Consider the following 12,247-nt stretch of genomic DNA (forward strand, 5'->3'; position numbering starts at 1 on the left):
GCCAAGCCAATGGCTGAAACTGACATTGCTATGCCAGAATCAACTCCAGTTGATTCCCGCCCTGCATTTGCAATTGTAGAAGAGCTCAAAACCAAATTTGGTGAGAACTTCTACGTGCAAACGACTTTTGAAGACTTTCCAACAGTCTGGGTTGAGCGCGCACGTGTACAAGAAGTTTTAATGTTCTTGCGTACGGTGTCACGTCCATACGTGATGCTGTTTGACTTGTCTGCGGTTGATGAGCGTTTACGTACACACCGCGATGGTCTGCCTGCATCTGACTTCACTGTGTTCTATCATCTGTTATCGTTAGAGCGTAACAGTGATATTCGTATTAAAGTTGCATTGAATGAGTCAGATTTGAACATTCCAACGGCAACCAACATTTGGCCAAATGCCAACTGGTACGAACGTGAAGCTTACGACATGTTTGGTATCAACTTCGAAGGGCATCCAATGCTCCGTCGTATCTTGTTGCCAACATATTGGGAAGGTCACCCGTTACGTAAAGAATATTCTGCACGTGCGACTGAATACACGCCTTATCGCCAAAACCAAGCGAAACAGGATTACGAACAAGAACATCTTCGTTTCGTACCTGAAGATTGGGGTATGAAGCGTGGGAACGATGATGAAGACTTCATGTTCCTAAACTTGGGTCCTAACCATCCATCTGCGCACGGTGCATTCCGTGTGATCTTGCAGTTGGACGGCGAAGAAGTGAAAGACTGTGTTCCTGACATCGGCTATCACCACCGTGGCGTGGAAAAAATGGCTGAGCGTCAAACATGGCACTCATTCATCCCGTATACAGACCGTGTTGACTACTTAGGTGGTTGTGCGCAAAACATGCCTTACGTTCTTGGCGTAGAGCAAATGGCAGGGATTACCGTTCCTGATCGTGCACAATGTATCCGTGTCATGATGTCTGAATTGTTCCGTATCAATAACCACTTATTGTTCATTGGTACTGCGATTCAGGATGCCGGCGGTATGACCCCAGTATTCTATATGTTCGCTGACCGTCAAAAAATCTATGACGCGATCGAAGCGATCACGGGTTACCGTATGCACCCAGCATGGTTCCGTATCGGTGGTACAGCGCACGACTTGCCAAACAACTGGCAGCACCTCATTCGCGAAATCCTAGATTGGATGCCGAAGCGTATGAACGAGTACTACACTGCAGCACTTAAAAACTCAGTGTTTATCGGTCGTACCCGTAATGTTGCTCAGTATGATGCTAAATCTGCATTGGCTTGGGGTGTAACGGGTACTGGTCTACGTGCTACAGGTATTGATTTCGACGTTCGTAAATACCGTCCTTATAGCGGCTACGAAAACTACGACTTTGATGTGCCTTTAGAGTACGAAGGCGATGCTTATGCACGTGTTCTTGTTCACTTCCGTGAAATTGAAGAATCGCTGAAAATCATCAAGCAATGTTTAGACAACATGCCTTCTGGTGCATACAAAGCAGACCATCCACTGGCTGTTCCACCACCAAAAGATAAAACTTTACAAGACATCGAAACATTGATTACGCACTTCTTGAGCGTGTCATGGGGTCCTGTAATGCCAGCAGGCGAAAGCTCTGTAATGGCGGAAGTGGTAAAAGGTGCGTCGAACTACTACTTGACTTCAGACAAGTCAACGATGAGTTACCGTACACGTATCCGTACACCAACCTTCACGCACTTACAGCAAATGCCTTCTGTGATTAACGGCAGCTTAATGTCTGACTTAATCATTTATTTAGCGACAATTGACGTCGTAATGGCTGACGTGGATCGCTAAGGGGTAATCGCATTATGATGATTTTGACTGACAAAAAACCACGTGTGAATGTTGAAGGGATTTTAACTGCGGAAGAAATCCACGATATCGAACATCACATTGGTCACTATCCGTACCCACGCGCAGCATGTCTTGATGCTTTGAAGTGTGTACAACGCCGTAATGGCTGGGTAGATGATGCACAGATGAATGCTATTGCTCAATTGCTTAGCATGAGCCTTGCAGACCTAGAAGGTGTTGCTACTTTCTATAACCGTATTTACCGTCAACCAGTTGGTCGCCACGTAATTTTATTATGTGACTCGATTGCTTGCTTCTTGATGGGTGCGGAAACACTTGCTGAAGCATTCCAGCGTGAATTAGGCATTTCATTTGGTCAAACGACTGCAGATGGTCGCTTTACTTTATTGCCAATTTGCTGCCTAGGTAACTGTGACAAAGGTCCGACGTTAATGATTGACGAAGACACTCACGGTCTAGTTGAAGTGACTTCAATTAAACAGTTATTGGAGAAGTATGTATGAATACTGAACCAAAACCAATTTATGGCGACGGTAACCCAGAAACTCACCCATTAACTTGGCGTTTGAGCAAACAGGAACACGTTCGCAGTGCAGATGATTACGAAGCACTTGAAGGTTATGCAGGCTTTAAGAAAGCTGTTGGCATGCAACCGAAAGAAGTGCTTGAAGTGATCAAAGCTGCGACTGTAAAAGGTCGTGGTGGTGCGGGCTTCCCTGCAGGGATCAAATGGTCGCTTATGGCGCCAAATGATAACTCAGGCCCTCGTTACCTCATCTGTAATGCCGATGAAATGGAACCAGGTACCTTTAAAGACCGTCTGTTGATGGAAAAACTTCCTCATCAGTTGATCGAAGGTATGTTGATTGCTGCTTATACATTAGAAGCAACACAGGGTTATATCTTCATCCGTGGTGAATACATCGAAGCGGCTCAATACTTAAATGAAGCATTGGACCAAATTCGTGCCAAAGGTTACTTGGGTGAAAACATCTTAGGTACAGGTTGGAACTTCGAGTTACACGTGCATACTGGTGCGGGTCGTTATATCTGTGGTGAAGAAACTGCATTGATTAACTCGCTTGAAGGTCGCCGTGCGAACCCTCGTACTAAACCGCCATTCCCACAAGTTGCAGGTGCTTGGGGTCGTCCTACAATTGTTAACAACGTAGAGACTTACAACAACTTACCCGCAATTATGCTTCGTGGTCCTGAATGGTATATCGGTTTATCTGAAGGTAAGTCGAAAGATCCAGGTACTAAAATTTATGGCGCTTCAGGCAAAGTAAAATTCCCAGGTCTTTGGGAACTTCCATTTGGTACAACTGCGCGTGAAGTGATTGAAGATCATGCGGGTGGTATGCGTGATGGTTTAAAACTCAAAGCATGGTTACCGGGTGGTGCTTCTACAGACTTCCTTGCTGCTGAACATATTGACCTTCCTATGGATGCTGAAAGCATCATGAAAGCAGGTTCACGTTTAGGTACGTGTTTGCTCATGGTAGTCGATGAAACTCAGTGTATGGTTTCTGCGACACGTAACTTAGAAGAATTCTTTGCGCGTGAATCTTGCGGTTGGTGTACACCATGCCGTGATGGCTTACCTTGGGCGGTTAAAGCGCTTAAAGCCTTGGAAGATGGCACAGGTAAGAAAGAAGATATCGATCACTTACAAGAACTTACTCGTAAGCTTTGGATTGGTAAAACTTTCTGTGCGCATGCTCCAGGTGCGATGGAACCGTTAATGGGCGCACTCAAACATTTCCGTGGCGAGTTTGAAGCTAAAGTCGTAAATGCGGCAGCTCAAACTAGCAACGTAGAACAAGCTTAAGGAATTCGACTATGGCTACAATTCATGTCGATGGAAAATCGTATGAAGTCAACGGCTCAGAGAACTTGCTACAAGCATGTCTTAGCCTTGGCATCGACATCCCATACTTTTGTTGGCATCCATCCTTAGGTTCTGTCGGTTCTTGCCGTCAATGTGCTGTGACTCAATACGCGAATCCTGAAGATACTCGCGGTCGTTTAGTTATGTCATGTATGACGCCTGCATCTGACAATACCTACATCTCGATTGAAGATGACGAAGCAAAGAATTTCCGTGCTTCTGTTGTTGAATTCTTGATGACCAACCACCCACACGACTGTCCAGTGTGTGAAGAGGGTGGTCACTGTCATTTACAAGATATGACTGTAATGACTCAGCATGACCGTCGTCGTTACCGCTTCACAAAACGTACGCATTACAACCAAGAGCTAGGCTCTTTCATTTCTCATGAAATGAACCGTTGTATTGCGTGCTACCGTTGTGTGCGTTACTACAAAGATTATGCAGGTGGTACGGACTTTGGTGTGTATGCAAACGCTTCGCGTGTTTACTTTGGTCGTCCAGAATCAGGTACTTTAGAATCTGAATTCTCTGGTAACTTGACTGAAGTTTGCCCAACAGGTGTATTCACAGATAAAACACACTCTGAACGCTATAACCGTAAATGGGACATGCAGTATGCGCCAAGCGTATGCCAAGGCTGTTCTTCAGGTTGTAACATCTCTCCGGGTGAACGTTATGGCGAACTACGTCGTGTAGAAAATCGCTTTAACGGTGACGTGAACCAATACTTCCTTTGTGATAAAGGTCGTTTCGGTACAGGTTATGTGAACCGTGAAGATCGTCCACGTCAACCACAATTCCGCTCTGGTGCAAATGTGACTACAGTTTCTGTAGACCAAGCATTGGATACCGTAATTGAAAATATCCAAGGCAAAAAAGTATTGGGTATCGGTTCACCACGTGCGTCACTTGAATCAAACTTCGCGCTTCGCGAACTTGTAGGTCAAGACAACTTCTCAACAGGTATGTCTCAAAAAGAGCAAAAACTTGTTGAGCTTGCAGCTTCTATCATGCAAACCGAAGGTGTTTATAACCCTGGTATGCGTGAAATTGAAAGCTACGATGCTGTGTTGATTTTGGGTGAAGATCTGACTCAAACTGCACCACGTATGGCTCTATCTGTTCGCCAAGCTGCGAAAAATAAAGCTAAAGAAATGGCTGCAGAGCGCCGTACGCAAGAGTGGTTGGCTGAACCTGTACAACGTATTGCTCAAGATGCCAAATCTCCGATTTACATCCTTGCTGCCACTCAAACACGTTTAGCTGATGTTGCTACCGGTGAAGTTGTTGCATCACCTAACGACATTGCACGTTTAGGTTTTGCGGTCGCTGCTGCTGTGAAAGGTGAAGTGATCTTAGGTTTGGATGACGATGCAAAAGCATTTGCACAAACGATTGCTGACACTTTAAAAGCTGCGAAAAAACCATTAATCATCTCTGGTACTAGCTTACAAGACGCATCAATCATGGAAGCTGCTGCACAAGTTGCACAGAACCTTGGTAATGCGGGCTTAACATTGACTGTTCCTGAAGTGAACTCAATGGGCTTAGCGATCTTTGGTGGTCAAAGCTTAGAACAAGCATTTGCACAAGATTACGATACCGTGATCGTGGTGGAAAATGACCTTTATCGTCGTTTACCAGCCGCTCAGGTGAATGCTGCACTTTCTGGTAAAGAAGTGATTGTACTTGATCATTCTGAAACTGAAACTGTGAAAAAAGCCAACATCGTACTTTCTGCTGCTTCATTTGCTGAAGGTGACGGTACTGTGGTCTCTCAAGAAGGCCGTGCACAACGTTTCTACCAAGTGTATGACCCAAGCTACTACAAACCAGAACTTGCGATCAAAGAATCTTGGCGCTGGTTACATGCCATTGAAACTGGCGTGAAAGGCAAAGCGATTTCTTGGACAGTTCTTGATGACGTGATTGAGTCAGTAGCGAAAAACGTTCCTGCACTTGAAGCAATTCAAGACGTAGCACCAGATGCTGGCTTCCGTGTACATGGTCTGAAAGTGGCACGTGAACCACGTCGTTACTCAGGTCGTACTGCGATGCGCGCACCACTTTCTATTCATGAACCAAAACAACCAGTCGATAAAGACTCTGCGTTGACGTTCTCTATGGAAGGTTATGTAGGTAACCAAACTCCAGCTTCACTTGTACCATTTGCTTGGTCTGCAGGTTGGAACTCTCCACAAGCTTGGAACAAATTCCAAGACAACGTGGGTGGTCACTTAAAAGGTGGTGATGCAGGCGTTCGTTTATTCGATCGTTTAGCGAAACGTCCAGCACGTACTTTCGTTGCACCTGCACCTGTTGCGGTTAATGGTGAGAGCTTCCGTCTTGTGCCGATGCATCACATCTTCGCTTCTGGTGAATTTACAGTGAAAACTCCTGCGATGGAATCACGTATTCCTGAAGCAATGTTTGCTGTGGGTGAACAAGATGCAGCACGCTTAAATGTTCAAGATGGTCAACGTATCGCTGTGAAAGCAGGGGATGCTGAAATCGTCCTTCCAGTTCAAGTGATTGAATACTTACCTACAGGTTATATCGGTTACCCAGTGGGTCTAGCACCTACAGTATCGCTTGCAGAACCTGTTTCAGTCGCGGTAGGAGTGTAATTCATGGAACAAGAATTAATCCGTCAAACGCCGCTGTGGGCTGAAAATTGGCCAATCGCCTATTCAGTTCTTCAAGCAATTGTGATCTTACTGGTTGTGGTATTGATCGCTGCGTTGATGTCTTTTATTGAACGTCGTTTACTCGGCTTGTGGCAAGACCGTTACGGTCCGAACCGTGTAGGTCCGGGCGGTATGTTCCAGATTGTTGCCGACATGCTGAAAATCATGTTCAAAGAAGACTGGACACCAAAATTTGCTGACAAATTGACTTTCCGTATGGCTCCAGCAGTTGCGATGGCAACTGCTGTGCTATCGTTCATGGTTATTCCTGTTTCACCTTATTTAGGTGTTTCAGACATGAGCATCGGTCTATTGTTCTTTATGGCAATGGCTGGTATTGCGGTATACGCAGTATTGTTCGGTGGTTGGTCATCAAATAACAAATACGCATTACTTGGTGGTTTACGTTCTGCTGCTCAAACCATTTCTTATGAAGTGTTCTTGGGTATTTCACTGATGGGTGTGGTTGCGATTGCAGGCTCATTCAACATGCGTGAAATTGTTGAAGCTCAACGTGATGTTTGGTTTGTTATTCCTCAGTTCTTAGGTTTCTTAATCTTTGTGGTTGCGGGTGTTGCGGTAACTCACCGTCATCCATTTGACCAACCAGAAGCAGAACAAGAATTGGCGGAAGGTTACCATGTCGAATACGGCGGTATGAAATGGGGTATGTTCTTCGTTGCGGAATACGTCAACGTCGTACTGATCTCTGCATTAATCGTGACTTTATTCTTCGGTGGTTGGTTAGCGCCTTTCAACCTAGATATTCCATTCATTCCAGCTGCGTTCTGGTTCATTATTAAAACAGCATTCTTTGTCATCATGTTTGTCTTGGCTCGTGGTTCTTTAATGCGTCCACGTTATGACCAAGTCATGAACTTTGGTTGGAAAATTTGCTTGCCATTGGCGTTGGTTAACCTTCTGGTAACTGGTGCTGTGATTCTAATGAATCAGGCCTAAGACAGCAGGGAGAATAAAATGTTTAAATTTCTAGCTGGATTTGGGTCAATTGTACGTTCGTTGTGGATGGTATTCTCACACGCGACACGTAAACGTGACACTATTTTATATCCAGAGGTTAAAGCGGAAGACATCGTACCACCACGTTTCCGTGGTCGTATCGTGTTAACGCGTGACCCTGATGGTGAAGAGCGCTGCGTTGCATGTAACCTTTGTGCGGTTGCATGTCCAGTCGGCTGTATTTCACTACAAAAAGCTGAAAAAGAAGATGGTCGTTGGTATCCGGAGTTTTTCCGTATCAACTTCTCACGTTGTATTTTCTGCGGTATGTGTGAAGAAGCATGTCCTACGACTGCGATTCAAATGACACCTGACTTTGAGTTAGGTGAGTATGTTCGTCAGGACTTAGTATATGAGAAAGAAAACCTTCTTATCTCAGGTCCTGGTAAATACCCAGACTATAACTTCTACCGCGTAACAGGTATGGCTGTTGCTGGTAAAGATAAAGGTCAGGCTCAACGCGAAAGCACACCAGTTGATGTACGGAGTCTATTACCATGATGTGGCCATTTTATTTGATGGCGCTTGTGGCCATCGTCTCTACCGTTCGTGTTGTAACTAACACGAACCCAGTACACGCTTTATTAAGCTTGATTATCTCTTTACTTGCAGTTGCAGGTATCTTCATGATCGTGGGTGCGCCGTTTGCCGGTGCCCTCGAAATTATCGTTTACGCTGGCGCAATCATGGTGCTATTCGTATTCGTCGTGATGATGCTGAATCTTGGTCAAAATACAGTTGAACAAGAAAGCAAATGGCTGACTTCTTCAGCGTGGGCATATCCTGCGTTGATGAGCTTCCTGATGGGTCTAATCCTTGTTTGGATGTTGAAGTCAGACTACACAACTGCTGGCACTGTCATGGGTGCTCAAGTTGTCGGTCCGAAAGAAGTGGGTACTTCACTCTTTACTCAGTACTTATTGCTGGTTGAAGTTGCTGCGATGTTATTGCTTGGCGCACTTGTCGCTGCATTCCATCTTGGCAAACGTGAGCCAGGTGCAGAAGAGGACAAAGAATAATGGGCAACATCCCTTTAGAACATGGTTTGATCGTTGCAACCATTCTTTTTGCACTGGGTTTTTACGGTGTGATGGTTCGACGCAACCTACTATTTATTTTAATGAGCCTTGAAATCATGATGAACGCTGCTGCTTTAGCGTTCGTATTGGCAGGAAGCGCATGGGCACAGCCAGACGGTCAAGTGATGTTTATCTTGATCTTAACGCTTGCTGCAGCAGAGGCTTGTATCGGTCTTGCGATCGTCCTTCAGTTCTATCATCGCTTCCATCATCTGGATGTGGATGCTGCTAGTGAGATGCGCGGATGAGTTATTTATATTTAACAGTACTTTTCCCGCTAATTGGTTTTATCCTGTTGGCGGCAGGTCGTAAAAACCTTCCTGAATCAGTTGCTGCAATTATTGGTGCAGGTTCAGTTGGTCTTTCAGCTTTATTTGCATTAATTGCCGGTATCGACTTTGTTAATAATGGTTCAGTTGCAACAACTCAGCATCTTTGGACTTGGTTCAGTGCAGGTAACTTAGCACCGGGCTTCACGCTTCATTTAGATGGCTTATCATTATTGATGATGGGTATGATCACAGGTGTGGGTTTCTTAATTCACATATTTGCAACATGGTACATGCGTGGCGAAGAAGACTTTGCACGTTTCTTCTCATACTTCAACCTATTCGTGGCAAGCATGCTGCTTTTAGTGTTGGGTGACAACTTAGCGTTGTTATTCTTGGGTTGGGAAGGCGTAGGTCTATGTTCATACCTATTGATTGGTTACTACTACCAAACACCTGCAAACGGTTTTGCTGCAATTAAAGCATTCACTGTGACACGTGTGGGTGACGTATTCTTACTGATCGCGTTGTTCTTGATCTACCAACAATTCGGCACTTTAAACATTGCAGAAGTTGTAGCTGCTGCACCAACAGTTTTGGCTCAGAGTTCTTCAATTGCGATTTGGACTGCATTGATGTTGTTCTTGGGTGCTGCAGGTAAATCTGCTCAGATCCCATTACAAACATGGTTAGCAGATGCGATGGCTGGTCCTACACCAGTATCTGCATTGATCCACGCAGCAACAATGGTAACGGCGGGTGTTTACCTATGTAGCCGTATGTTCAGCGTGTTTGAACAAGCGCCAGAAGTGATGATGTTCATCTCAATCACGGGTGCGGTAACATTGTTGGTTGCGGGCTTTGCTGCATTGGTACAAACAGACATCAAACGTATTCTTGCTTACTCTACTATGAGTCAGTTGGGTTATATGTTTATGGCTGTAGGTGCTGAAGCTTACCAAGCAGGTCTATTCCACATGCTGACTCACGCATTCTTCAAGGCATTATTATTCTTGTCTTCTGGTGCAGTGATTTTGGCTTACCATCATGAACAAAACATCTTCAAGATGGGTGGTCTATTCCACAAAAACAAATTCTTGTTTGCTTGTTTCGCGATTGGTGGCGGTGCATTGGCTGCGATTCCATTCATCACGATCGGCTTCTTCTCGAAAGATGCGATTCTTGGTGCGGTATGGGTGAAAGGTCAAGCGATTGCAGTTTATGACTGCTTGTACTGGACTGGTGTAGCAGGTGCGTTCTTAACTTCAATTTATACATTCCGTCTTATTTGGGTTGTATTCTTTGGTAAAGAAAACACGCCTTACCATGAAATCAAAGGTGTTACTTACTGGGGGCCATTGGCGATTCTTGCAGTGCTTTCAACTGGTTTAGCTTATGTATTAAAAGCACCAGTAACGAATATTTTAAATGCTGCACAAATCCCAGCGTTTAATATTCCAGAAGCGCTAGAACATGGTATGCATAGCGCTGAATACACAGCTGTTGGTATTGCACTTGCAGGTCTTGTAGTCGGTGTTGTTTTATTTGCATTTGCTTATGGTGCAGTGAAATCGTTCGCGAAAACTTCACTGGGCGCGGGTCTTGCAAATATCTGTCGTAATGCACTTGGTTTCGATGCTTTGTATAACATTGTTTTCGTTAAGCCTTATTTGCTACTGGCTAAAATCTTTGGTCGTGATCCAATTGACGGCTTATGGCTTGTATTGCCTGCACTTGTTAAAGGCGGTAATAGCTTTACAAGTTCACGTCAAACAGGTTCATTGCGTGAATACGCATCTAGTATGGCATTCGGTACGTTTGCATTACTATTGATCCTGGTCGTGATTCAGGTCGTGGGGAAATAAAATGGAAACTCCAAACAATTTAATTCTACCCGCTCTGATCCTTATTCCGTTCATTGCAGGTTTTGTATGCTGGCTTGTCGATAAACTCGACAAGCACTTACCACGCTATATTGCCTTAATTGGTATGCTATTAACGTTGGTGTTAACCGTCGTTTTATGGCAAAGCGGTACTTATAACTACGAGTTGGGTACACAAGCTCCACAGTGGGCTGCTCAATTTAACCTACCGTGGATTACCACTTTAGGGATTAACATTCACCTTGCGGTGGATGGTCTTTCACTGCTTATGGTAGGTTTAACTGCATTACTGGGTGTACTTGCGGTCGGCTGTTCATGGGGTGAGATTCAAAAGAACGTTGGTTTCTTCCACTTAAACCTACTGTGGTCTTTAGGTGGTGTGATCGGTGTATTCTTAGCGATTGACATGTTCCTATTCTTCTTCTTCTGGGAGATGATGCTGGTACCAATCTACTTCTTGATCGCACTTTGGGGTCATAAAGGGGCAGAAGGTAAGTCACGCGTTTACGCTGCAACTAAATTCTTTATCTATACTCAGGTTGCGGGTCTGATCATGTTGATCGGTATCTTGGGTCTAGTGGTTGTTGGCTTCCAACTTCACGGTCAAATCAGCTTTAACTATGACTTCTTGATGAGTGTTGCACACACTGTTGAGGCAAAAGCTCCAGCACTTGCGTATGCATTCATGATCTGTATGTTTATTGGTTTTGCGGTAAAACTTCCAGTTTTCCCATTACACGGCTGGTTACCAGATGCACATGCGCAAGCACCTACAGCGGGTTCTGTCGACCTTGCAGGTATCTTGATTAAAACCGCGGCTTATGGTCTTTTACGTTTCGTTATTCCATTCTTCCCAGTAGCATCTGCTCAGTTTGCTGACATCGCGATCATTCTTGGTCTAATCGGTATTTTCTACGGTGCATGGTGTGCATTCCAACAAACAGACATGAAACGTCTGCTTGCGTACACATCTATTTCGCACATGGGCTTCGTACTTCTTGCCTTGTATGCAGGTAACATCCTGACATTCCAAGGCTTGATGATTATGATGCTTGCTCACGGTCTATCTTCTGCTGCATTGTTCATTATGTGTGGTCAAGTTTACGAACGTCTGCATACACGTGACATGCGTTTGATGGGTGGTATCCGTGGTCAGTTCCAATACCTTTCATTCTTCTTAATGTTCTTTGTTGCGGCACTTGTAGGTATTCCAGGTCTAGGTAACTTCATCGGTGAATTCCTGATCTTGATGGGTTCTTATGACAAGTTCCCTGTGTACACAATCCTTGCTGCAGTAAGCTTAGTATTTGCCGGTCTTTACGGTTTAATCCTGATCCACAAAGCGTTGTTTGGTACACCAAACGAAGAACAAAAACAGCATTACGCAAATCCGTTGAAAGACTTAAATGCGCGTGAAGTTGTGATTCTTTTAATCTGTGCTCTTGGTCTAGTATGGCTTGGTCTATTTCCACAAAGCTTCCTTGATATTTCAAATTCAAGCATGGCGTGGATTGCGAATAGCTATATCCCAGTTCAAGAAGTCGTTGATGTTGTGCAGCAGATTGCTGTACAACCTGAAAATGTGGAGATGCAATAA

The 12,247-nt window shown here is 44.6% G+C and carries 10 protein-coding genes; all 10 read left to right on the plus strand.

Going from position 1 to position 12,247, the window contains the following annotated elements; genetic code table 11:
• Positions 1-9 precede the first annotated feature (9 nt).
• Genes nuoC through nuoM form a run of 10 tightly spaced genes read left to right on the plus strand, consistent with a single transcriptional unit; the run spans position 10 to position 12,247 of the window.
• Entirely contained in the window at positions 10-1,797 is a 1,788-nt protein-coding gene (nuoC, locus tag MST18_RS03650) for an NADH-quinone oxidoreductase subunit C/D (RefSeq protein ID WP_078192294.1), read from the plus strand.
• A gap of 14 nt (positions 1,798-1,811) precedes the next feature.
• A complete protein-coding gene (nuoE, locus tag MST18_RS03655) occupies positions 1,812-2,321 on the plus strand; it encodes an NADH-quinone oxidoreductase subunit NuoE (RefSeq protein WP_078191103.1) in 510 nt (169 codons plus the stop codon).
• Positions 2,318-3,649 (plus strand): NADH-quinone oxidoreductase subunit NuoF, encoded by a 1,332-nt coding sequence (gene nuoF / locus MST18_RS03660; protein WP_111884890.1) that lies wholly within the window; start codon positions 2,318-2,320, stop codon positions 3,647-3,649. The genes nuoE and nuoF overlap by 4 nt, the downstream gene beginning before the upstream one ends.
• 11 nt (positions 3,650-3,660) lie before the next feature.
• Complete coding sequence (gene nuoG / locus MST18_RS03665; RefSeq protein ID WP_111884891.1) at positions 3,661-6,339, plus strand: NADH-quinone oxidoreductase subunit NuoG; 2,679 nt, start codon at positions 3,661-3,663, stop codon at positions 6,337-6,339.
• 3 nt (positions 6,340-6,342) lie between these two features.
• Positions 6,343-7,359: an NADH-quinone oxidoreductase subunit NuoH gene (gene nuoH / locus MST18_RS03670; protein WP_180133526.1), complete on the plus strand. Its 1,017-nt coding sequence runs from the start codon at positions 6,343-6,345 to the stop codon at positions 7,357-7,359.
• Between the two features lie 18 nt (positions 7,360-7,377).
• Positions 7,378-7,920 carry an NADH-quinone oxidoreductase subunit NuoI gene (nuoI, locus tag MST18_RS03675; protein ID WP_078191099.1) on the plus strand — a complete coding sequence of 181 codons (543 nt, stop codon included), beginning with the start codon at positions 7,378-7,380 and terminating at the stop codon, positions 7,918-7,920.
• Entirely contained in the window at positions 7,920-8,438 is a 519-nt protein-coding gene (gene nuoJ / locus MST18_RS03680) for an NADH-quinone oxidoreductase subunit J (protein ID WP_171262661.1), read from the plus strand. The genes nuoI and nuoJ overlap by 1 nt, the downstream gene beginning before the upstream one ends.
• Entirely contained in the window at positions 8,438-8,746 is a 309-nt protein-coding gene (gene nuoK / locus MST18_RS03685) for an NADH-quinone oxidoreductase subunit NuoK (RefSeq protein ID WP_067665227.1), read from the plus strand. The genes nuoJ and nuoK overlap by 1 nt, the downstream gene beginning before the upstream one ends.
• Positions 8,743-10,632: an NADH-quinone oxidoreductase subunit L gene (nuoL, locus tag MST18_RS03690; protein WP_180059312.1), complete on the plus strand. Its 1,890-nt coding sequence runs from the start codon at positions 8,743-8,745 to the stop codon at positions 10,630-10,632. The genes nuoK and nuoL overlap by 4 nt, the downstream gene beginning before the upstream one ends.
• A 1-nt stretch (position 10,633) precedes the next feature.
• Complete coding sequence (gene nuoM, locus MST18_RS03695; RefSeq protein ID WP_078192291.1) at positions 10,634-12,247, plus strand: NADH-quinone oxidoreductase subunit M; 1,614 nt, start codon at positions 10,634-10,636, stop codon at positions 12,245-12,247.

This window comes from Acinetobacter sp. YH12068_T (assembly GCF_024606005.1).
Classification (GTDB): Bacteria; Pseudomonadota; Gammaproteobacteria; order Pseudomonadales; family Moraxellaceae; genus Acinetobacter; species Acinetobacter amyesii.